This window comes from Rhizobium zaerense (genome assembly GCF_051810725.1).
GTDB classification, from domain to species: domain Bacteria; phylum Pseudomonadota; class Alphaproteobacteria; order Rhizobiales; family Rhizobiaceae; genus Rhizobium; species Rhizobium leguminosarum_I.
Map to the genome: position 1 here is coordinate 290,087 of NZ_JBPWQY020000005.1, position 22,470 is coordinate 312,556.

Here is a 22,470-nt window from a genome sequence, read left to right on the forward strand (position 1 = left end):
CCGGCCGGTCGCAGCCAGCAATCGACCGCCGGCTACCGATCTATGAAAATTAATTTCATACTGGCGCTTCGAGGCCCGTTTTCTATTGACGCCTCCCGATTTTTGTCCCAACTTAAAGAAAATAAATTACTAAATGGGAACTTGATCGGCATGAAAGTGGGAATCATCGGGCTAGGATTCCGGCTCGGCTATCTCGGCTATGTTTTCAAGGCAATCGATAGCAGCTTCGACATTGTCGGCTATGTGGATCCGGAACCCGCCGGACTTCCTGGATTGACGGAAAAGGGCATTTCAGTCGGCAAGGCCTATGGTTCGCCGGAAGAATTGCTCGCCTCCGAAAAGCTCGATCTGCTGATGATCGGCTCCCCCAATCACATGCATCTCGACCATATCAGGCTCGGACTTCAAGCCGGTCTCAAGGTCTTCTGCGAAAAGCCGATCGTCACGACGATCGCTGAAAGCATCGAACTTGCCCATCTCATGGCGAAATTCGGCCACGAGCGACTGATGGTCGGTCTCGTCTTGCGTTATTCTCCGCTCTACAAGGATCTGCGCGCCATCCAGGCCGAGGGCAAGCTTGGTCAGATCGTATCGATCGAGGCCTCCGAACATATCGAGCCTTATCACGGTGCCTTCTTCATGCGCGACTGGCGCCGCTATGAACGCTATTCCGGCAGCTTCATGCTGGAAAAATGCTGCCACGACCTCGACCTCTATAATGGCGTCGTCGGTGCGCGGCCGGAGCGGGTCGCAAGTTTCGGCGGCCGCAAGAGCTTCATTCCTGCGAACGATCCAGCACGCGAAGGCATCAACGACCTCGAGCTTTTCCATCGCAAGCCAAGCGGCTGGATGGGCTCGGACAAGGTGTTCGACAGCGACGCCGATATTATCGATTATCAGGTGGCGATCGTCGAATATGCCAATGGCGTCGGCATGAACTTCCACACCAATCTGAATGTGCCCGACCAATTCCGCCGCTTCGCCATCATGGGCTCGCGCGGCATGGCCGAAGGCGATTTCGTTCGCGGTTATCTCGATGTGCACGAACAACTGACCGGCAGCAAGATTGTCGAAAACAAATATGCCGCCACCGAGCTCTCCCAGCATTACGGCGCCGACGAACAGATGGCGAGCGACCTGCTTGAAAGCGTGCGCACCGGGCTCGAACTTCCCGTGTCCACGCTGAATGCGCTCGAAGCCGGCATCCTCGCCTTGGCGATGGACGAAGCGAGGATGAAGAAGGCGGTCGTCGATCTCAGACCCATCTGGGACCGCTTCGACGAAGCCCTTCACGCAAGAGCGGCTTGAGGAGGGCGGCAGGATGAGTGTTCAAAGAAGCACCTTCATCTTCGCTTGCATCCTTCTTCTTCCGGCTGTGCTCTATGTTCTGGCGATCGTCGCCTATCCGCTGGTCGATACCTTCATTCTCTCCTTCACCGACGCGTCCCTCAGGAAGACCACAAATTGGGTCGGCTGGGTCAATTACGAGAAGATCTTCAACGAGCGGTTTGCGGAAGTCATCATCCGCACCTTCATCTGGACTTTCTTCTCGGTCGCCCTGAAAATGGTGATCGGCACCTTCGGGGCGACGATGCTGAACGCCGCGGTCCCCGGCCGCTCATTGTTTCGGCTGCTGACCATGCCGCCATGGATCGTGCCGATGGCGATCGGCATCTTCATGTGGGGCTGGATGTATAACGGCCAGTTCGGGATGATCTCCGGCATGTTGCAGCGCTTCGGTCTGGTCGACGGCCCGGTCGCCTTCCTCGCTTATGGAAGCACCGCCTTCTGGGCCACGATCGTCACCGACGTGTGGATCGGCGTGCCGCTGGTGACGATCTACTTCCTGGCGGCGATCCAATCCATTCCGAAGGATCTCTACGAGGCCGCCTGGACCGACGGCGCCGGCCGCTGGTACCGCTTCCGCCGCATCACGCTGCCGCTGATGGTTCCGGCGATCATCACCATGTCGATGCTGTCGCTGATCGCCACCTTCAACTCGTTCGACATCATCTGGATCCTGACGCAGGGCGGACCGAGCGGCGAGACGACGACGATGATCATCGATACCTACCAGACCGCGATCGGCTCGAAGAAATACGGTGAAGGTGCAGCGCGCGCCGTTTTGATCTGCATCTTCCTGTCGCTCTTCTGCTTCGCCTATTTCCGCGTCACCCGCCGTCTCAACCCGGAGAAGCGCGCATGAGCAATGCAGCCATGATCGACCGTTACCGCTGGTGGGAAATCATCCTGATCTATTGCGGCATCGCGCTGTTTCTTTTTTTCGTGCTGTCGCCCTTCGTCGAAGGTTTCCTGGTGTCGCTGAAGCCGCTCAGCCAACTCTTCTCCTCGCCCTACCGCTTCTGGCCGGAGAACGGCTCGTTCGAAGCCTATCGGACGATGTGGATCAGCGTGCCGGGCTTCGGGCGTTATATCTTCAACTCGTTCTTCATCTCGGTCATCGTCACGCTGATCGTGCTCGGTCTGGTCATTCCGGCGGCCTATGCCTTCGCGAAGTTCGAATTCAAGGGCATGGGCATCCTGCTCGGCGCCTTCCTGACGGTGAACATGTTCTCCGGCGCGGTGCTGTTGATCCCGCTCTTCCGGCTGATGCGCAGCATCGGCGTGCTCAATACCTATCTCGCCATGATCGTGCCTGGCGTCGCCTTCCTGATCCCTTCGGCGATCTGGCTGCTGCGCACCTACATGATCCGTATTCCGCAGGAACTCAACGAAGCGGCCTACATGGACGGCGCCAGCCATTTCTACACGCTGCGCCGGGTCATCCTGCCGATTGCGATGCCGGGGATCATCGTCGTCGCCATCACCACCTTCATCGGCGCCTACGCCCAGCAATTCATCTTCGCGCTGACGTTCAACTCGAAGACCGAATACATGCCCTTGCCGGTGGGGCTCTTTGCTTACTTCGGCAAGCAGGAGGTCATCTGGAACGAACTGATGGCGGCTTCCTTCGTCGGTATCGCGCCGGCTATGGTCGTCATCTTCTTCCTTCAGCGCTACCTTGTCGGCGGACTGACCGCCGGTGCGGTGAAACAATAAGACCAAAAAACGAGTGAACAGCTAACACAAGAATGGGAGTCACGACGTGAGCATATCAATCAAGACAGGCCTTATGGCGCTCGCCCTGCTCGGTTCGACGGCACTGACCACGGTCACTGTCCAGGCGGCCGACAAGGAAATCAGCTGGATCTATTGCGGCGACACGATCGACCCGGTCCACACGAAATATATCAAGCAGTGGGAAGAAAAGAACACAGGCTGGAAGATCACTCCTGAGGTCGTCGGATGGGCACAGTGCCAGGACAAGGCAACGACGCTCGCCGCCGCCGGCACGCCGGTGGCGATGGCCTATGTCGGCTCGCGCACGCTGAAGGAATTCGCCCAGAACGATCTTATCGTCCCGGTGCCGATGACCGACGATGAAAAGAAGACCTATTACCCCCACATCGTCGACACGGTGACCTTCGAGGGCAACCAGTGGGGCGTTCCGATCGCCTTCTCCACCAAGGCGCTTTATTGGAACAAGGATCTCTTCAAGAAGGCCGGCCTCGACCCCGAGACGCCGCCGAAGACCTGGGCCGAAGAAATCCAGATGGCAAAGACCATCAAGGAAAAGACCGGCATTCCGGGCTTCGGTCTCTCCGCCAAGACCTTCGACAACACGATGCACCAGTTCATGCATTGGGTTTACACCAATAATGGTGCGGTGACCGATGCTGAAGGCAAGGTCACGCTGGATAGCCCCGAAATCCTCGCTGCGCTGAAGGCCTACAAGGACATCGTCCCCTACGCTGAAGAAGGCCCGACGGCCTATGAGCAGAACGAAGTCCGCGCCATCTTCCTCGATGGCAAGGTCGCCATGATCCAGGCCGGTTCGGGTGCCGCCGACCGTCTGAAGAAGACGCAGATCAGCTGGGGTATTACGACGCTGCCGCTCGGTCCGAACGCCAAGGGTCCGGGCACGCTGCTGATCACCGACAGCCTGGCGATCTTCAAGGGTTCGGGCGTCGAGGACAAGGCGACGGAATTCGCCAAGTTCATCACCTCTCCGGATGTCCAGTCGGAATACGAGTTGCAGGGCGGCGCCGGCCTCACCCCGTTGCGCCCCTCGGCAAAGGTCGACGAGTTCGTCGCCAAGGATCCCTACTGGAAGCCCTTGATCGACGGCATCAGCTATGGTGGTCCCGAGCCGCTCTTCACCGACTATAAGGGCTTCCAGAATTCGATGATCGAAATGATCCAGTCGGTTGTAACAGGCAAGGCCGAGCCAGAAGCCGCACTCAAGAAGGCTGCCGGCGAAATCGAGGCCTTCAAGTAAACTCTCCCGAGGCTCCTGGGGTCGCGGCATAAGCTGCGACCCCTCCCCTATATCGAATGTGCGAAGACCGCCGGCGGAGACAGATTTTTGGGACAGCTCCTTCTCAACAAAGTTCAGAAATTCTACGGCGACTACGAAGTTCTGAAGGGCGTGCAGCTCGAAGTGAGGAACGGCGAATTCGTCGTCTTCGTCGGCCCGTCGGGCTGCGGCAAATCCACCCTGCTGCGGATGATCGCCGGTCTCGACGCGACGACCGCCGGCGACATCGTCATTAATGGCGTCAGGGTCAACGACCTACCGCCGGTCAAGCGCGGCATCGCTATGGTTTTCCAGTCCTACGCGCTCTATCCGCATATGACAGTCTTCGAGAACATTGCCTTCCCGCTTCGCGTCGAAAAGATGGAAGAGGAAAAGCTCAAGGCCAAGGTCGAAAACGCGGCGCGCATCCTGCATCTCGAACAGCGGCTGCAGCAGAAACCCGGCATGTTGTCCGGCGGCCAGCGCCAGCGCGTCGCGATCGGCCGCGCCATCGTGCGCGAGCCGAAGATCTTCCTGTTCGATGAGCCGCTGTCCAACCTTGACGCAGCACTCCGAGCCGACATGCGCATCGAGCTTGCCAAGCTGCACCGGCAGCTGAAGGCGACGATGATCTATGTAACGCACGACCAGGTCGAGGCGATGACCATGGCCGACCGTATCGTCGTGCTTGACGCCGGCGATATCTCCCAGACGGGCGCGCCGCTGGAGCTTTACCACAAGCCCGCGAACCAGTTCGTCGCCGGCTTCATCGGCAATCCGAAAATGAATTTTCTGCCTGTGACCTGTAAAAGCGTCAGCGCCAATGGCGTCGAGGTGGATTATCAGGGCCAGACAGGCCTTTTGCCCGTGACACCACGCGACGGCATCGTCGGCAAGGCTTTGACGCTCGGCATCCGGCCGGAGCATATCCAGCTTGGCGGCGGCGATATCGTCTTTACCGTGACGCCGACGGTGATCGAGCGGCTCGGGGCCAATACGGTCGCTTACGCCTCGCTCAACGGAGAGGCCGAGAATTTCTGCGCCATGCTGCCTGGCAGCGTCGGCATCCGCGCGGACGCGCCTGTCGCGACCGGCATCAATGCTGCGGACTGCCATCTCTTCGACGAGGCGGGCATGGCGTTTGAGCGGCGCGTCGAACTGACCGAAATCGATATGAACGTGATCAACCCGACGGCGGCTTGAACCGACCTGCTCCGTTTCAGCGGTTCGTCCTGCCAGGGTCGGTTCCATGGGGCGACATGCCACGCGAAGCGATTGCGCCCGCCCGCCAGTAGAGTTCGGGTAATTTTCAGTCAACGAACGTCGTTGGGCAATCATCTCTCCAGATACCAGAGTCCGGCCCATTGCGTCCTCATGTTGGTTGTCGGTGCCACCAGTTTCCGAACAAACAACGGTTGGCTTTGAGGGAACAATGACCAAAAGCTGCCGTTAGAGCGGGATTGTTTTATGTCCGTTCATATCCGGCTTCCTTGAAGTAGTTTTGGCACTCTTTCGGCGAGACGGTTTGAAGGGTGGCTGCCAGCGCGTCGTCGATGGCCTGTCGGGTTCGAGCCTGCGCCTTGCGCAGCTCGTGCTTGATCTTGGCGAAGAGTTTTTCGATCGGATTGAGATCGGGGGAATACTGCGGCAGGAAGAACAATCTGGCGCCGGCCTTGCGGATGGCGGCACGGATAGCGCCGGCCTTGTGCGAGCCGAGATTATCCATGACGACGATGTCGCCGGGTTTGAGCTCCGGTACCAGCACCCTCTCGACATAGATGCGAAAGCGTTCGCCATTGATCGGGCCGTCGATGATCCACGGTGCGCTGACGCGGTCGGCCCTGAGGGCTGCGACAAAAGTCATGGTATTCCAGTGGCCGAAGGGCGCATGGCCCAACAGCCGTTCGCCGCGCGGCGCCCAGCCCCTGAGCGGCGTCATATTCGTCTTCGTCCAGGTTTCGTCGATAAAGACAAGGCGAGATGGATCGATGCGATGGCGATGCTTCAGCCAGCGCGCCCGCCGGGCGGCAACATCGGGCCGCTCGCGCTCGCTGGCGACCAACGTCTTTTTTTATAACTCAGCCCTTCCTCATGCACGAAGGTCCGGACGGCGCTGTAATCCACTTTCAGGCCGCGCTCTCCGAGTTCCGCCACCAACCCGCGCAAGGTGAACGCCTGCATGTGGCAGCGATCGATCAACCAGACCCGATGTTTACCTGAGATCGCCCGTGGCTTGTGCCCGCCCATCTGGCCGGGAGCCGCGCTGCCCGTCTCACGCAAGCGCCGGACCCAGTCGATCGCGGTGCTGATGCCAATGCCGAAGCGCTTTGCCGCCGCTCGACACGACAGGCCCTCGCGCGTTACTGCGCCAACAACGCGTTCCCGAAGATCATCCGAAAAAGGTTTCGCCATCCAGACCGGCCTCCTGCACCGGCCAGAATGGTGAATCTGATTTGCACCAGAAAGGGAATCCCTGTTCCGATTCCGACTAAAACAATCCCGCTCTAGGGGGACAAAGCTCGGAGGTAGTTGTGATCCACCATGTCTCGGTTGGGACGAATGATGTTGCGCGTTCGAAGCGCTTCTACGACGCCGTTTTACCCATCGTCGGAATTGTGCCGATGGCCGAGGACGAGGGTGGACTTGGTTACGGCAGTGGTACGTTTCATTTCAGTGTCCAGGTTCCGATTGATGGAAAACCAGCGACCGTGGGCAATGGCACTCATATCGCCTTTGCCGTCGAGGACCGTTCGATGGTCAATCGATTTTACGCAGCAGCACTAAAATATGGTGGCAGCGACGATGGCGCTCCGGGGCTGCGGACGAATTACGATGCGAACTATTATGGAGCGTTCGTCCGCGATCCGGACGGTCACAAGATCGAGGCCGTGACCTACTCCGCAAAATGACCCGCTAACGGAGGCGCTCATGCCGACCCTTCCCTATGCAATTCTCGAAGCCCCATCTACGCTGGGCTTGGCGACCGATGGTGTGGAGCGCTTGCCCAACCAACTGTTGGGCCTCGGACTTGCGGAGCGCATCCATGCGCACCGAGCCGAGCGGCTGGCGGTGCCTCCGAAGGACCCTGTGCCCGATCCCGAGACCGGCATCCTGAATGCCAGGGCAATCGCGACGTGGTCGCCCAAGCTCGCCGACGCGGTAGAAGCGGTGCTTGACTCGGGCAGTTTTCCGGTTGTACTCGGCGGCGATTGCACGATCCTAATGGGCTCGATGCTCGCGTTTCGACGGCGCGGTCGCTACGGCCTGTTCTTCATCGACGGCAACGCCGATTTCTTTCAACCCGAGGCGGAACCCAATGGTGAAGGCGCCTCGATGGATCTTGCCTTGGTCACCGGCCACGGCCCGTCGCTCCTGACCGACCTCGAAGGTGGAGGTCCTCTGGTCCGTCCCGAAGACGCTGTCGCGTTCGCATATCGCGATCATAAGGATCAGGAGGAGTACGGAAGCCAGTCGCTTCCCAAAGAACTCAGGGCGATTGACCTTCCCGCCGTGCGCGCAATCGGCATCGAGGCCGCCGCGCGCGAAGCGGTCGACCACCTGACGCGAGAGGAATTGGACGGCTTCTTCATCCATCTCGACGTCGATTGCCTCGACGACGTCATCATGCCGGCTGTCGATTTCCGCGTGCCGGACGGGTTGTCATGGGACGAGCTAGGAACCGCGCTTCGGGTTGCCTTGGCGAGCGGCAAGGCAGTCGGTATCGAGATCACCATCTACAATCCGCGCCTTGATGAGGACGGCAGCGCTGGGCGCGGCCTGGCCGACGTATTAGCCGCAGCGCTCGGCACAGCAGCGCACTGAACACGGCGAGCACGCCTGTTTTCCGGTGCGGACACACGCCGAACGACAGACTTTGGGTCAGTTGCTCAACGCGGCCGCCGCAGCATCGGGACGAGCGTCGGCGACGAACCGGCCTGGATCGCGCCGAGCGGTTCGAAATCGTAGCGTCGGTAGAACGGAATGTTACGCGGGTTCGAGGATACCAAATAGGCTGGTGCGTGATCGCGATCGCACCGTGCGAGTGCGTACGCCATCAAGGCGTCGCCGTGTCCTTTGCCTTGATGTGCCGGGTCGACGCCGATCAGGGGCAGGTACCAATGTGGTTCGGTCGGGTGGTACGCGGCCATCTGCTCGAATATGGCCGTGGTTTCGGGGGCAAGAGCGCCCACAACCGTGCTCTCGAGCACCGCACCAAGCCCTTCCTCGTCGGAATGCACCCCGGGCGATAGCCATAGCGCCGTTCCGGCGTAGTCGTCGGTGCAAAAGGCGCTTCCGTTAGAAAATGCGCTGCTCCCAAACGCTCGGATCATTCGCGCCATGGCCGCAAGGTACTGGTGTGCATGCGGCCAGGTCCATCGCGCCATAGGATCCGCTGCAAACGCTAGCATGACCGTTTCGATCGCCAGATCTTCCTCGGCCGCGGCCATCACTCTCACTGTTGGAGATTTCATTCTGCCCTCCTGACGCAGGTGGTCCGACGGGGCGCCCGCGCCCATTCTCAGCTACCATCGTAACCCGGATGGCGTGGGAGCGATACCGGTTGCTGCTGGCTCAACGGTTCCGGATTCGCTTCCGTCTGCTCGGCCCAAAGAGGACGTTCGCCATAGAGCCTATGTGCGCGATTGGCGCAAGGGAGCCACCCCTCACGCACGTCGTGCGATATCAGCGACTGCATTCGTGCTGATAGGTGATCGCGAGCAATCCACCGACAATCGTGGCCTTCGGCGGTCAGGCCATTTCGCCCTCAACCGGAACCAGCCCCTACCAGACGAGACCGCGGGCCGCGACGTTCTCGACGCGGGTGACGATGCCGCCCCGATGAAAGACCATCGTATCGAACAGGTTGGAGACCACGCAGGTGTGGTTCGGAATGATGAAGAGCTTCTCGCCAATTTGCGGCCGGGGGCCGGTGCAGTTCGACAGGTCGATCACGCCATGTTCTTCCGAGAGGCTGCTGATCCGCGCTTCGGGATAGCCGACGACCAGGCCGTAATCGCTGAAACCCTGAAGATCCGATGTCAGCGCCTTCGAGCCGGCATCGATGACGGCGCGGCCGGCGTTGGGGCGGGAGACGACGGTTGCCAGCACGTGCATGGCGCAATCGTCCTCGGTGCAATGGCCCATGCGCACCATCTGGCGGTCGTTGTAGATATAGGTGCCGGCGCGGTGCTCGGTGGCCGATTTGACGAGATGCGCCTCGAAGAGGCTTGGCGTTCCGCCATTGCTGACGATCGGGCAGCTTATGCCTTCCGATGTCAGCTGTGCGAGCGCCTCTGTGATGAAAGCTTCGACGGCGGCGGCCGAATGCGGCTTCGGATAGGTGACGATGCCGCCGAAGGTGAGGCCGTCGGCAGCGGCGATGCGTTTGGCGAGCGAGGCGGCCTCCTCAGGCGTCTGCACGCCGCAGCGGCCGCCGCCGGTATCGCATTCCACAAGCACGTTCAGGGGCTTGTGGCCGGAGAAATGTGCCGCGAGCCCGTCGACCGTCACTTCGCTGTCGGCGACGACCTTGAGGGCCGAAATTCTCTCGTTCAATTTTCCCAGCCGCTCGAGCTTCTGCTGTCCGAGGATATTGAAGGTGATGAGGATGTCCTCGAAGCCGGCTTCGGCAAAGACTTCGGCTTCCGTGACCTTCTGGCAATTGATGCCCTTGGCGCCGGCGGCAATCTGCGCGACGGCCAAGGCCGAGATCTTGTGCGTCTTGATATGCGGGCGAAAATTCAGCCCGTGCTGATCCATATAGGATTGAACGCGGTTGATGTTTGCAGCCAGCCGGTCTTCGTCGATCACGGGACGCGGCGTCGAGAGATCGGCGATCCTGTCGCCTGCCTTGGCGATGACGGCAAACCTGTTGTCATGCATCTAGGCGGCTCCGCGTTCTAACCCATGTGGATCGGCGACGATCGGCCATATGGTCTTCGGTGCCCGCCGGTACGGCGTCGTCGCCGGATTATTGGGATATGGCGTTCCGGCCGAGCAGTAAAGGATCTCGGCCGCGATCTTCGAGAAGGACGCGAAGAAGTGGTTGGTGGATTTGATCACCAGGATCTTCTGCCGGGCGGGATCGATGCCCATCGCCGAAAACAGGCTGGGATCGAAGCTTTGAGCGCGCGTCGAATTGAGGATGATGTCGATGCCGTCAAGCACGATATGGGCGGCATCGCCGAAAGGCGCGAGGCTCTCGCCGAACTGCATCTCGGCATTCTTGACCAGCTTGACGATTTTCACGGTGCCATCGACGGGATTGCCGGTGCCAGGCGCCGACTTGGCGCCGAAGCGCAACGGAATTTCTGCCCCCTCGCCCGCCGCAAAACAAATCTGGACGGCCACCGGATCCCAGATGGTGCCGATCGCAGCACTGGTGACGCCGCGGGCGATCAGCTCCGCGAGAATGACGGTCGCGTCCCCTGCCGTGCCGCCGCCCGGATTATCCCAGACATCGGCGATGACTACCGGCCATGCGGTTGCGGCAAGCGCGCGCGTGACGGCTTCCTTCTCGTCGATCTGAGGAACCATGAAGGTACCGCGCTTGGAAAACAGCTCGAGGCCGAGTTCGCGCGCCAAAGCCGCGCCCTTTTCGGGCTTATTATCCGTCACGACAAGCAGCTTCGTTCCCATTTCGGGAACGTCGCCGACCATGAAACCGTGGATCACCGAGATCGACAAGACGTCCGGATCATCCTTTTCTATCCGCATGATCTTGTCGACGAAGGAACGCATCGGTTCGCGCGATGTCGGGAAGACGTCGATCATCTTGCAGTCGAACGCCGACATATCAGGCTTGATGCGGCCTTCGAGCGTCTCGACCGCAATGCGCCAGAGATCCTCGGCGCGGTCGACGAAGTCCGTATGCGGAAACTCCTTGAAATAGACAGCGAAATCGAGCGCAGCGACGCGTTTTGCGGTGAGATGGCTGTGCGGATCGAGCTCAGCGCAGATGAGGACCTCGGGCCCGACGATCTCGCGGATGCGTGAGAGAAGATCGCCTTCGGTATCCTCGTATCCGGCAGCCACCATGGCGCCATGCAGGCCCATGACGACGGCGTCGACAGGCATTGCCCCGCTGAGTTGCTCGAGGATTTCGTCACGTAACTCCTCGTAGGTTGCCCGGTTGACGAGGCCTGCTGGGTCGGCCCAGGTGGCCGTTCCCTCAATCAGTTCCCAACCCTTTTCTCGGGTGACGCGTCTTCCCACGGTGATCGGCGCGGTGCAAAGCGTTGGTGTTTCGGGATGCTGGCCAGGCGGGGCATAAAGAGAGGCTTCGAATGCGCGACGATCCACGCAGATCGGGGAAAAGGTGTTGGTCTCGGTCGCCAATGCTGCCGTGAAAATGCGCAAGAAAGTGGCCTTCGTGATGTCGACCCCGCGTCAACCCATCGGGTTCGGCAGGTAGCCGGTGAAACCTGAGATTTTCCAGCGTCCTTGGTGAAGCCTGCAATAATAGAGCGTCTGCCATTGCAGGACATCCCGGGTGCCGTCAGGCTTGGAAATGCTGCCGTCGAATTTCTTGCGAACCAGCGCCATGTCGCCTTCGATCTCGATATCCTCAAGCGTCGTCGTGGTGAAGATCGCCGTGCGCGCATCTTCTGCGAAACTCTGCTCGGCGAAATCCTTTGCCTGCCTCAGCCATTCCTGGCGATAAGCCGACAGCGTCGGAAATGCCAGACGCCACCTGTCGGGGCTGACCTGCTTCTGGGCATCGATACCGATGAAGCCCTCTTCGACGAAGTCATGCTCCACCTTCGACCAGTCGGCGGCCAGAAACGCATCGACATCGCGCGGAACGAGCATTTCCCAGATGGCATGCCGGGCGCTGTCTGACGGGAAAGGATTCTGGAAAGGATCGCGCATATCAGCCCCGGATTGAAATTCTTTTCATAAACGGCGTTTTTCACTGGCCAAATTCTGCTTTCTATGGTCACTTGTCAACTTATCAAGAAAATAATTTGCAAGGACTTCAGCATGCCGATCAAGCGCTATGGCACTGTTCAAACGGGCGCCGGCGGCAAGGCGCTGCCTTTCGCGCGTGCGGTCGAGGCCGACGGATGGCTGTATGTTTCCGGCCAGGTTGCGATGGAGGATGGCGAAATCATCGACGGCAACATCATTGCCCAGACCCACAAGACGATCGCCAATGTCCTTTCGATTCTCGATGAGGCCGGATACGGCGTCGAGGATGTGGTGCGCGTCGGCGTCTGGCTCGACGATTCGCGCGACTTCTGGACCTTCAACAAAATCTATCAGGAGTATTTCGGCGAACATCCGCCGGCACGCGCCTGTGTGCAATCGTCGATGATGGTCGATTGCAAGGTTGAGATCGATTGCGTGGCCTATAAGAAGAAGGACGCATAGCGAGCCATCGGGGGGACGGGTTTGGATATCTTTTCGACGTTGCAGGAAGATAGGGGCCGGCTCTCTCCCTCCGAGAGCCGCATCGCGGAAATCATCGTCAACGACTTCGAGTTTGCCGTGAATGCCTCGATCATCGAGCTCGCTGAACGGGCCGAGGTATCGCCGCCGACCGTCACCCGTTTTTGCCGGCGGCTCGGTTGCGAGAGCTTTTCCGACTTCAAGGTGCAACTCGCCCGCACTGCCCATATCGGCGTGCGTTATCTGAAACCAGAGTCGAAAAGCACCGATCCGGCCGATGTCGCCCAGGATATCATCACCAAGGCCCAGAACGCGCTCTTCCTGCTGCATCGGTCGCTCGATCTTGCCGCGATCGAAGCTGCCGTTTCGCATATCGCCAAGGCCGATATGATCTATGCGTTCGGGTCAGGCGGCAATTCGTCGATGATCGCCGACGAGCTCCAGAACCGCCTCTTCCGTCTTGGGCTTCGCATCACGGCAAGTTCCGACCACAGCATGCAGCTGATGATGGCGGCCGCGGCAAGGCCGGGCGACGTGTTGATCGGTTCGTCCTTCTCCGGGCGCAATACGGAGCTGGTGCGGGCTTTCGAGCTTGCCCGCCACGCGAAGGTGAAGACGATCGCTTTGACACAGACGGCAAGCCCGGTCGCCAAGGCTGCCGAAATCGTCGTGCCGATCGATCTACCCGAAGGCAGCAATATCTATCGCCCGACCTCGACGCGCATCGCCTACATCGCCACGGTCGATATCCTGTCGAGCCTGGTCGCCTATGCCGTTCAGCCGAAGGCGACGACCACGCTTCGGCGCATCAAGCAGCAGCTGGTCATTCACCGCGACGGCGATGACCGGCAATTGCTTGGAGATTGAGGTTCATGAATGGGAGCGACGGAAAATGACGCAGTCGATAGCCATCGTTACCGGCGCTGCAGGTGATATCGGCGCGGCGATCGCCGCACGGCTCGCCGATGACCACGACGTCGTGTTGCTCGCCGATATCGATGCGAAGGCCGCGGCTGCGGTGGCGTCGAAGCTCGGACCGGGCAACCGCTTCGTCGCCGTCCAATGCGATGTGACCAGCGAGACGAGCATTGCGGCATTGGCAAGACGCGCCGCCGACGTCGGCGTCGTTCGAACCCTGGTCAACAATGCGGGTGCTGCCCGCGCCACCAGCCTGCACGAGACGACGCCCGAGATCTGGCGGGCGGACAATGCGCTTAATCTCGAGGCGGCATTCTTATGTTTCCGCGCGTTCGAGCCGATGCTGACGGTTTCGAAGGGGTCCGTCGTCAACATCGCCTCGGTCAACGGCATGCATGTCTTCGGGCATCCGGCCTATAGCGCCGCCAAGGCCGGCCTTCTGCATTTCACCCGGCTGGTCGCCGTGGAATACGGCAAGTTCGGCATCCGCTCCAACGCGGTTGCACCCGGCACGGTGAAGACGCAGGCCTGGGAAGCGCGCGCGGCAGTCAACCCCAACGTTTTCGAGGAAGCACGCCGCTGGTATCCGCTGCAGCGGGTCGTCGATCCGAAAGATGTTGCCAATGCCGTGGCCTTCCTTGCCGGTCCCCAGGCCGCTTCCATCACCGGCGTCTGCCTGCCCGTCGATTGCGGCCTCACGGCAGGCCAGGCCGAGCTCGCGCGGACCTTCTCCCAATCGGAGCACTACTGACCTTCAGATGCCCGCATGAGCCGCCTTTTCCCCGACGTCTTCCGCAATCCGGCGATCCGCGCCAGCATGATCGCCATTTTCACCTTCGGCATGGCGGGGGCGATGACTGCACCCTATCGTTCGGTCGTGGGTATCCGCGAATTGGGCTTGAGCGATGGCCTCTATTCCTTCCTGAGTTTCCTCTCCGCAGCGGTGAACGTCGTCATCAGCATCCTGCTCGGCAATCTCGCCGACCGGTTGGGCGAGTACCGGTCGACGATGATCGGCGCCTGCCTGTTCGGCATCGTCGGCTACGGCATGGTCTACGCCTTTCCCAGCGCCGCCGTCTTCGTCATCGCCGGCTTGCTTCCCCTGCCGATCTACGGGGCGCTGAACTCGCTGCTGTTTGCCAATGCGCGTGCGGCGATGCAGGGCATGAGCCGAAGCGACATGGTGATGGCCAACTCCGGCGTGCGCGCCATGATCTCATTGTCCTGGGTGCTGATCCCCGGCATCACCGGCCTGCTGCTGTCCGGCGCATCGAGCATGCTGCCGGCCTACCTCTTTGCCGGCCTCTCATGTCTGCTCTGCCAAGGCATCATCATCTTCGCCCTGCCGAAGCGGGCGGCGACGGAGATGGCTGCAGTTCATCATCTCACCTATCTCGGCGCGCTTCGCCAGGTGGTTTCGCCGCGCATATCGGCGCATATTTGCGGCGTGGCGCTGATCACCAGCACGCTGCATCTCAATGACGCCCTGCTGCCGTTGATCGCCACCGGTGCTGCGCATGGCAGGCTGAGCGATGTCGGCATTCTGGTCGGCATCGTCGCATTGCTCGAGGTCGTCTTCATCATCGTCTGGTCTCGGATCGCCCGGAAGACCGGCCAGATGACGGCACTTGCCGCCGGCACCATCATCTACGCCGTGTTCCTCAGCCTGCTCGGCTTTGCCTCCGAGCCCTGGCACCTCTATTCCCTCACCATGCTCGCGGGCATCGGTGCGGCGGCGATCATCAGCTTTCCCATCACCTATCTGCAGGATCTCATCGCCGACCGGCCGGGGCTCGGCAGTGCACTGATCTCCGTCAATATCTTTGCCAGCGCCGGGATCGGCGCGCTGGTCTTTGCCGCCGGCACCTATGTGACTGGCTATTCGGGAACCGCGATCCTCAGCGCCGTCACCGGATTGTCGGGCATAACGCTGCTCGGGCTCCTGCAAAAACGCAGCGCCCATTGAGCAAATAAGACGTTGCGAAGAATGGAGCTTTCATCGGTGTTCGTCTTGTGACAAGGGTGACGCTGCATTTCCTTTGAAGGCGACATGAAGGCGATCTCCGGCACGAATCTCGAGCAGGCCAAGTCTCACAACCGGCGTGTGGTGATCGAGGCTGTCCGCACGCACGGTCCCTTGTCGCGCGCGGCGATCGCCCGGATGACGGCGCTGACCGCCCAGACGGTATCGAACATCGTCGAGGAACTGGAGAGATCGCACCTTCTCGTTCCGTCCGAGGCGCAGAAGCTGGCGCGCGGCCAACCAATCATCCCTTACACCATCAATCCGCGCGGCGCCTATTCGATAGGCCTCGAACTTGGCCGGCAGCGCGCAAGCGGGGTCTTGACGGATCTCTCCGGCGCCGTTTGCGCGCGCATCGAGCGCCATGTCGAACATCCCGATCCGCAACAGGCCCTTCCGGCTCTCCAGTCCATCGTCGAGGATCTTCAGCAGGCCTTCACCTTCGACCGGAACAGGCTGCTCGGCGTCGGCATGGCCCTGCCCGGCCGCTATGCCGATGGCGGCACCACGTCGCTCGGTCCGCTGAACCTGCCCGGCTGGCAGGGTTTTCCTGTAGGGCATGAGCTGGAACAGCGGGTAAAGGTGCCGGTGCTCGTCGAAAACGACGCGACGGCAGCGGCGATCGGCGAGCGCCTGCATGGCGTCGCCCGCGGTTTGGGCAGCTTCGTCTATCTGTTCCTCGCCGGCGGCGGCGGCATCGGTGCCGGGATATTCCTTGACGGCCACCTCTACAAGGGCAGCCGCAACAATGCCGGCGAGATCGGGCACATCATCGTCGAACCGCATGGCAAGCTCTGCAGCTGCGGCAAGCGCGGCTGTCTGGATCGCTATGTGTCACCGGCGGTCGCCTACGAATTCATGGGCATTGCCAATGCCGAGGAGCTGTCGCCCGACGATCTCGATGCACTGATAGCCAAGGGCGGCGAAGGACTCGGTGCCTGGCTGGATCAGGCCATGCAGCCGCTGCGGCAGACCATCGATTTTCTGGAACTGGCCTTCGATCCGCAGACCATCGTGCTCGGCGGCAGCATATCGACATCGCTGATGCTTCGGCTTGCGGAACGGCTGGAGCCGCTGCACGTTCCGATCGACCCCAGCCAGCAGCGCACCATCCCCCGCGTGATGATCGGCATGACCGGCAAAGATACCGCGATCCTCGGCGCCGCTGCCCTGCCGATCTTTTCCGAAACCAATCCGCGCTTCGACGTCCTGCAAAAGCCGCTGGGCTAAAAGGTTGGCCGATAGTTCAACTATTAACTTAGCGAGTCGGTCAACGGTCGCGGAAAATTTGATTTAGTGAAAGTATTGCGGAAGAAAAATGATGTAGAGTATTATTGGGGAAGAAGCGATTGTAGTTATTATGAGAAATTTACGCCTTAGTGATAGATACTCTGTGGAAATCTCGGGCGGGCAATCGGGATGACCATAGGCGATTCCCGTGAAAATAGTTCCGGCGTAGTAAGTTATGTACGCTACGCGGGCAGCGCGTGCCGCGAGCATTTCGTTACGCATATAAAAGTAAGCGGTCAGCGCGCAGATGATTACACAATCAATTCCCAGCGTGACGCGGATCGCAAAATTGATTTCACCGTGCGTCATTCCTTGCCCCAGCCCCCAGAAAACAGTCCATTTATACCCCCACCTTCTCGCGAATTTATCCTCGTGCAAGTGGAATGAGGCGTTTTCCTCTGCTTCCTCTTCTACGCCATTGAAGGTGGTTAACGGATCGTCAGAAGAGTCAACTCGTCTAAGACTCCCACACCAGCATCATCGCCCTCAAGACTGTTGCAGCCATGACTTTGCCGACGGCTTCGTCCACCCGGTTTCGGGAAGCCCTGAGATGCGCAGGAAGAAGAAGGTCGAAGACCGCGCGATCCATCTGAAAGATCGCGACGCGCTTTAGCGAACCTCGCCCATCCTTGAGCCGCGCGCCGGCAATCGCGCCTCTGCTTGTGGCGGGCGACGGGCTAGAGGTCGCGCAAAGATGACCACGTTGCCGAGAAGCGTCAGCGCCAGGCCGATCAGGCCCAGACCACTCCAATGGTAGCCCTCGAAGACCGTCGACAATGACAGGGCGACGATCGGGAACAGGACGGTGGCATAGGCCGCGCGTGAGGAGCCGATGCGCGACACCAGCATGAGATAGGTGGTGAAGCCGATCACCGATCCGATTGCCGCGAGATAGAGCAGCGCGGCAAGATAGGTGATGTCAGGCGGCGCCACGATCGGCGTTTGCGTCACGGCAATCAGGAAGAGGAGGATGATCGTGCCATAGGTCATGCCCCAGGCATTGGCGGTCAGCGGTGAGATTCCGGCCGCGCTGTTTCGACGCGATGCCATGTTGCCCAGCGAGAAGAACAGCGTGCCAAGTGCTGCGAGTCCGATCCCTTTCAACGTGCCGATATCGAAATCGACGACAACGTCCTGTCCAAAAAGGAGGAGGAGCCCGGTTGCTCCGAGCGCCGCTGCGAGAAGCGTGCGGCCGGTAATGCGGTCGCCGAAGAAGAGGCGCGCATTGACCGCATTGTAGATCGTTGCGAGCGAGAAGATCACCGAGATCAGCCCGGACGGGATAGAGGCGGCGGCGTTGTAGAAACAGATGAAATTGAGGCTGAACAGGCAGAGCGCTTGGGCAAGGATGAAAGGTTGATCGCGCAAGGCAGGGAGCTTGAGCCGCCGCATGACAGCCAGGATGGCGACGAGGATCACTGCTGCGGCCGCAAATCTGTAAAAGACCGAGACCAGGACCGGCACGGGACCGACCTGCATCGCAATGGCGATCCAAGTCGTTCCCCATATCAGGACGGTGGCGATGAAGAGAGCGGCATTTGCCATGGCGTGATCCTCGTTTTCCCGACCGATAGGCGAACCGTGAACAGGTCTCTTGCAGATTCTTGCTATGAAATTGATTTGCCCGGACTTCCCTGCTCGCCATGCGGGCCACCCACCGGTATTGTTCGCAAGGCGTGGCCAGGTGCGGGGAAGAATTGGTGCAAGATAGCCGTCTCTCGGTTTTCAGATTTTTGTCCGCATCTCCCTCTGCACGGATGTCGCAAACCATCGATTTGGGGTTCGGGCGATCTGCGGCCCTCTGGAGCAATGGCAGCGACAGGATGAGCTATGAGCGCCCGGACGGACATACGTTCAGCCTTTATCTCAACGGTGGCGCCGGAACCCGCCGTCTGGATGGCAGCCCCACCGCTCGAGGCCGGCCCGGCGCCTTGTGCGTCATGCCGCAGGGGCACTCGTCCGAATGGGAAATCACCGATCCGTTCGAATTCGTCCATCTCTACGTTCCCGATGACCAGATGCGCCGGATGTTTGCCGAGACGTTCGACCGCGATTCCAGGCTTATGGCTCTTGCCGAAGCGACCTTCGCCGATGCACCCGTCTTGGCGCATACGCTTCGGCAACTGACCGAAGCGATGTTGGCGGGTGATCATCTGCTGGCTGAAGAAGCCATGATGCAGACGATCGACGATTTCTTCGTGGATCCACGTTACGGAGGGATGCGTCCCTGTGCGATCAGCGGCGGGCTCGCTCCTCACGTGCGGCGCCGGATCCTGGAATATATCGAGTGCCATCTCGGTGAGACAATCCGCTTGCAGGATCTGGCGGCGATCGGGCAGCTCAGCGCCTTTCATTTTCAGCGGATGTTCCGGGCAAGCTACGGTGTGTCCCCACATGGCTGGGTGGCTCACCGGCGTATCGAGCGCGCCAAATCGATGTTATCAGGCAGTGACCCGATCGCGCAGATCGCTTCGGCCTGCGGCTTCAGCAGCCAGAGCCATATGACACGGGCATTTAGATTGGGCACAGGCGTCACACCCTCCGCCTACCGGCAACGGCAGTGAAGCGCCTTCGCTCGGCACGTGTTTGTTCGCTTTGGGCGGGCGGGACGGCAGCCTTGATCTCTTGGCCGATAACGCCGGCGCTGGCTTAACCGGGAAGTTTGTTGAATTTCCGGAGGCTCTTGTCGACGAAGGACTCGGGCAGGAAGCGGCGGATGAAACGGATCTGCCCTGCTGCTTTCCCGGCTGTGTAACGTCTCTTGGGCGAGGCCGCATTGGCAGCCCGGATGACGGTTGCGGCGACCACCTCGGGCGCATCGCCCGTCGAGATGATCTCGCGCATCAGCTTCTCCGCGTCGGCGCGCACCGCATCATAGACGGCAAGCGGCCGGTCCGGCCGCGTGATGTTCTCCTCGAAGGAGGTGCGGGTGATGCCCGGTTCCACGAGCACGACACGGATGCCCTGCGTGCGGACCTCATGATCGAGGGATTCCGAATAGCCTTCGATCGCGTGCTTGGTCGCCGCGTAAAGCGCGTTGAAGGGCGCCGGGATCAGCCCGAGGATCGAGCTCAGGTTGATGATCCGGCCGCTGCGCTGCCGCCGCATCACCGGCAGCACGGCATTGGTCATACGCATCGTGCCGAAGACGTTGACGTCGAATATGGCTTTGGCCTGTGCCGTCGTCGATTCCTCGGCGCCGCCGAGCAGGCCGATCCCGGCATTGTTGACGAGAAGATCGATCCGCCCCGTGCGTTTCAGAACCTCGTCGACGACGCTCTGCACCGATTGATCGTCGATGACGTCGCAGACCAGCATGGTGATGCCGTCGGCGGTGTCGGCCATCGGCTTTCGGCTCGTGCCGAACACCCGGTAACCATCCCGCCGCAGCGCCTTGGCCGTTACCAGCCCGATGCCGGAGGAAGCCCCGGTGACCAGGGCAATGCCGCGTTCTTTCTTGCTCATTGACGTCTGCCTGCGTTTTTGTCGTGGAACATCCATGCGCATTCTGTTACTATCAAAAAGATAGCAAGTCACTACTAAAAAGATATCGACATGAAGAATCTTTCCGAACAGCCCTGCCTGATCGCCCGCAGCCTAGCGCTCGTCGGCGACGCGTGGAGCATGCTGATCATGCGCGACGCCCATGCGGGGCTGACCCGCTTCGATGAATTTCGCAAAAGCCTCGGCATCGTCCCGACAATGCTGACGGGGCGGCTGTCATCGCTGACCGAGGAAGGATTGCTGGAGAAACGCCGCTATTCCGAGCGTCCGCCGCGCGACGAATATCTGCTGACGGAAGCCGGCCGCGACTTTCTGCCGGTGCTGTTTGCAATCGGCGCCTGGGGCCGCAAGCACCGCGGCGGCGGCGCAGTCACTCGTTTCTTCGACGCAGAGACCGGAACCGAGGTCGATCCCGTCACCATCGACCGCGCAACCGGCGCGCCGATTGGAACTCGTCCTATTCGTATCGCTGCACCCGAATGTGCGCTGCCCGCGGCCGATGAAGCAGCACCTGACAGCTCTCATTGAAAGCTGGCGCGCCCGCAGCCATCGCCGCCTCCGGCGATGGCCAAGATCGTCCTCAGATCAAACCTACGACTGTGGCAGCCGTAGAGCAGCGGCATCAGTCCCGCGAGTGCCTTGAAGCGTTCCCATGACTTGTTTGTCCAGCCCGTTTCGGCAAGCGCCGAAAGACGCACAAATACCTTCACCAGTACCCAAACCACGCAGCTTGGATGGAAGACCACCGCCGCCGCTCGAATGGCGCGAATGCCTTCTCACTGCTTGGCGGTTCGCTTGCTCATCCAGTCAGCCGTATATGGAAAGGTTATTGGCAGCGGGGCTTCATAAGATGGCGCTTGCATTCGTAGATTTTGCAAGGTAATTACTTGCAAAATGCGGATTGCAAGGAGATTCGTTATGAAATCCGGAAAGAACGCGACAGGAAAGGCAATCGGCGCTAACGCGCGCGCCGAGTCTCTAACAGCTGAACGGCGAAAAGAGATTTCGTTGCGTGCTGTCCAGGCCAAAGAGAGAGGGCTGCGCTTCCCAAGGCTATTTGCGGATCAGACGATCGTAAGCTTGTACTAGGGCAAATAGAGATCCAGTGTTACGTGCTTGACGATGAAACGCGCGTGTTGAGCCTGAGATCGCTGCAATCGGGCATTGGAATGTCGGAAGGTGGGGGAAAGGGAGGCGTGCGCAAAATCCCCGCATTGATGGCAAGATTGGCCCAAAGTGGAATAGATATCATGGGCTTAGATGTGCGCGCAAATGAACCAACTAGATTTATTACGCCCAGCGGCGTAATCGCGGACGGCTATGATGCTACCGTTCTTCCCGACATATGCGCAGTTCTTATCCACGCTGACCGGAAGCGCAAACTTGATAGGCGATACGCACATGTTGCCGAAAAGGCAGCGATGCTTCAACACGGCTTCGCGACACTTGGAATTATCCAGCTTGTAGATAGGGTCACAGGCTACGACGATCTAAAGAAGGCCCGTGATTTTGGGCACATACTGGAGCAATTTGTAGCCAAGGAAATGCAGCCTTATATTCCAAAATTCCCGCCAGAGTTTTACAAGGAAATCTGCCGTCTCCGCGACATTCCATACGATCCGACATCGGTCAAAAGACCAGCATACTTCGGACATCTTACGAATAGCATTATCTATCACCGACTAGCTCCAGGCGTATGGGCAGAGTTGAAGAAGAAGGTAAAAGCTAGTGGAACAGAAATTAGCAGACCACATCTGCATAGATTCCTAACTAGCGACGTTGGAGACCCCCGACTTCGGGACGTGATTTCAAAAAATGTTGCGGTTATGCAGCTTAGTGATGGATGGTATGACTTTTTGCAAAAGCTGGATCGTGTTTTGCCGCCATATAATCAAACGCTGCAACTCCCATTCAGAAATGAAGCTTTGGCAATCGAGGATAATGGCAAGGGTCTCTAGCGCCGCTCCCAACTCGGATTGAGCATTGT

Annotated in this window: 22 protein-coding genes; 15 read left to right on the forward strand and 7 right to left on the reverse strand. The window is 59.9% G+C overall.

The annotated features are described in order from the left end of the window. Positions 1-150 precede the first annotated feature (150 nt). The 5 genes from ACS4RR_RS32270 to ACS4RR_RS32290 all read left to right on the forward strand — a co-directional run bounded on the left by ACS4RR_RS32270 (position 151) and on the right by ACS4RR_RS32290 (position 5,560). Positions 151-1,308, forward strand: coding sequence for a Gfo/Idh/MocA family protein (locus ACS4RR_RS32270; RefSeq protein WP_017968429.1), 1,158 nt, complete (start codon positions 151-153; stop codon positions 1,306-1,308). Positions 1,309-1,321: 13 nt separating this feature from the next. Next, positions 1,322-2,206 carry a carbohydrate ABC transporter permease gene (locus ACS4RR_RS32275; RefSeq protein ID WP_017968430.1) on the forward strand — a complete coding sequence of 295 codons (885 nt, stop codon included), beginning with the start codon at positions 1,322-1,324 and terminating at the stop codon, positions 2,204-2,206. Beyond that, on the forward strand, positions 2,203-3,060 hold the full coding sequence (locus ACS4RR_RS32280; protein WP_017968431.1) for a carbohydrate ABC transporter permease: 858 nt from the start codon (positions 2,203-2,205) through the stop codon (positions 3,058-3,060). Before ACS4RR_RS32275 ends, ACS4RR_RS32280 begins: the two co-directional genes overlap by 4 nt. A gap of 73 nt (positions 3,061-3,133) precedes the next feature. Further along, positions 3,134-4,339 (forward strand): ABC transporter substrate-binding protein, encoded by a 1,206-nt coding sequence (locus tag ACS4RR_RS32285; RefSeq protein ID WP_170256535.1) that lies wholly within the window; start codon positions 3,134-3,136, stop codon positions 4,337-4,339. Positions 4,340-4,426: 87 nt separating this feature from the next. Further along, a complete protein-coding gene (locus tag ACS4RR_RS32290; RefSeq protein ID WP_456190610.1) occupies positions 4,427-5,560 on the forward strand; it encodes an ABC transporter ATP-binding protein in 1,134 nt (377 codons plus the stop codon). Positions 5,561-5,822: 262 nt separating this feature from the next. Here the strand turns inward: ACS4RR_RS32290 and ACS4RR_RS32295 are convergent. Beyond that, a protein-coding gene (locus tag ACS4RR_RS32295; protein WP_222282285.1) for an IS630 family transposase occupies positions 5,823-6,769 on the reverse strand; the annotation gives its coding sequence in 2 pieces (ribosomal slippage) (positions 5,823-6,428 and positions 6,431-6,769; 945 coding nt in all). 119 nt (positions 6,770-6,888) lie between these two features. Between ACS4RR_RS32295 and ACS4RR_RS32300 the strand changes: the two genes are divergently transcribed. Both ACS4RR_RS32300 and ACS4RR_RS32305 read left to right on the forward strand, forming a co-directional pair. Beyond that, the gene (locus tag ACS4RR_RS32300; protein WP_456190611.1) at positions 6,889-7,266 is read left to right on the forward strand and encodes a VOC family protein; all 378 of its coding nucleotides are present in this window, start codon (positions 6,889-6,891) and stop codon (positions 7,264-7,266) included. Positions 7,267-7,285: 19 nt separating this feature from the next. After that, positions 7,286-8,179 carry an arginase family protein gene (locus ACS4RR_RS32305; protein ID WP_456190612.1) on the forward strand — a complete coding sequence of 298 codons (894 nt, stop codon included), beginning with the start codon at positions 7,286-7,288 and terminating at the stop codon, positions 8,177-8,179. A 65-nt stretch (positions 8,180-8,244) separates the two neighbouring features. Here ACS4RR_RS32305 and ACS4RR_RS32310 read toward each other — a convergent pair whose 3' ends face one another. The 4 genes from ACS4RR_RS32310 to ACS4RR_RS32325 all read right to left on the reverse strand — a co-directional run bounded on the left by ACS4RR_RS32310 (position 8,245) and on the right by ACS4RR_RS32325 (position 12,229). Next, entirely contained in the window at positions 8,245-8,829 is a 585-nt protein-coding gene (locus ACS4RR_RS32310) for a GNAT family N-acetyltransferase (protein WP_456190613.1), read from the reverse strand. Between the two features lie 310 nt (positions 8,830-9,139). Further along, the gene (locus tag ACS4RR_RS32315; protein ID WP_456190614.1) at positions 9,140-10,240 is read right to left on the reverse strand and encodes a D-TA family PLP-dependent enzyme; all 1,101 of its coding nucleotides are present in this window, start codon (positions 10,238-10,240) and stop codon (positions 9,140-9,142) included. After that, entirely contained in the window at positions 10,241-11,716 is a 1,476-nt protein-coding gene (locus tag ACS4RR_RS32320; RefSeq protein WP_456190615.1) for a M81 family metallopeptidase, read from the reverse strand. Positions 11,717-11,746: 30 nt separating this feature from the next. Next, positions 11,747-12,229, reverse strand: a complete 483-nt coding sequence (locus ACS4RR_RS32325; protein ID WP_456190616.1) for a hypothetical protein — start codon at positions 12,227-12,229, stop codon at positions 11,747-11,749. 111 nt (positions 12,230-12,340) lie between these two features. On the opposite strand from ACS4RR_RS32325, the gene ACS4RR_RS32330 reads away from it, so the two are divergent. The 5 genes from ACS4RR_RS32330 (at position 12,341) to ACS4RR_RS32350 (ending at position 16,919) form a co-directional block, all read left to right on the forward strand. Beyond that, positions 12,341-12,730, forward strand: coding sequence for a RidA family protein (locus ACS4RR_RS32330; RefSeq protein ID WP_017968440.1), 390 nt, complete (start codon positions 12,341-12,343; stop codon positions 12,728-12,730). Between the two features lie 21 nt (positions 12,731-12,751). Continuing rightward, positions 12,752-13,615, forward strand: coding sequence for a MurR/RpiR family transcriptional regulator (locus ACS4RR_RS32335; protein ID WP_017968441.1), 864 nt, complete (start codon positions 12,752-12,754; stop codon positions 13,613-13,615). A gap of 25 nt (positions 13,616-13,640) precedes the next feature. Beyond that, complete coding sequence (locus ACS4RR_RS32340) at positions 13,641-14,417, forward strand: SDR family oxidoreductase (RefSeq protein ID WP_162115082.1); 777 nt, start codon at positions 13,641-13,643, stop codon at positions 14,415-14,417. A 15-nt stretch (positions 14,418-14,432) separates the two neighbouring features. Continuing rightward, entirely contained in the window at positions 14,433-15,632 is a 1,200-nt protein-coding gene (locus ACS4RR_RS32345) for an MFS transporter (protein WP_456190617.1), read from the forward strand. 84 nt (positions 15,633-15,716) lie between these two features. Continuing rightward, complete coding sequence (locus ACS4RR_RS32350) at positions 15,717-16,919, forward strand: ROK family transcriptional regulator (protein ID WP_456190618.1); 1,203 nt, start codon at positions 15,717-15,719, stop codon at positions 16,917-16,919. A 669-nt stretch (positions 16,920-17,588) separates the two neighbouring features. On the opposite strand, the gene ACS4RR_RS32355 is transcribed toward ACS4RR_RS32350, so the two are convergent. Continuing rightward, positions 17,589-18,524 carry a DMT family transporter gene (locus ACS4RR_RS32355; protein WP_456190619.1) on the reverse strand — a complete coding sequence of 312 codons (936 nt, stop codon included), beginning with the start codon at positions 18,522-18,524 and terminating at the stop codon, positions 17,589-17,591. A 155-nt stretch (positions 18,525-18,679) separates the two neighbouring features. On the opposite strand from ACS4RR_RS32355, the gene ACS4RR_RS32360 reads away from it, so the two are divergent. Beyond that, complete coding sequence (locus ACS4RR_RS32360) at positions 18,680-19,543, forward strand: helix-turn-helix domain-containing protein (RefSeq protein WP_510177802.1); 864 nt, start codon at positions 18,680-18,682, stop codon at positions 19,541-19,543. An 85-nt stretch (positions 19,544-19,628) separates the two neighbouring features. On the opposite strand, the gene ACS4RR_RS32365 is transcribed toward ACS4RR_RS32360, so the two are convergent. Next, complete coding sequence (locus ACS4RR_RS32365; protein WP_260111860.1) at positions 19,629-20,444, reverse strand: oxidoreductase; 816 nt, start codon at positions 20,442-20,444, stop codon at positions 19,629-19,631. 90 nt (positions 20,445-20,534) lie between these two features. Here ACS4RR_RS32365 and ACS4RR_RS32370 point away from each other — a divergent pair, with 90 nt between their 5' ends. Together ACS4RR_RS32370 and ACS4RR_RS32375 are read left to right on the forward strand one after the other, a co-directional pair. Next, positions 20,535-21,011, forward strand: coding sequence for a winged helix-turn-helix transcriptional regulator (locus ACS4RR_RS32370; RefSeq protein ID WP_456190620.1), 477 nt, complete (start codon positions 20,535-20,537; stop codon positions 21,009-21,011). Between the two features lie 584 nt (positions 21,012-21,595). After that, on the forward strand, positions 21,596-22,441 hold the full coding sequence (locus ACS4RR_RS32375; RefSeq protein WP_456190621.1) for a P63C domain-containing protein: 846 nt from the start codon (positions 21,596-21,598) through the stop codon (positions 22,439-22,441). Positions 22,442-22,470 lie beyond the last annotated feature (29 nt).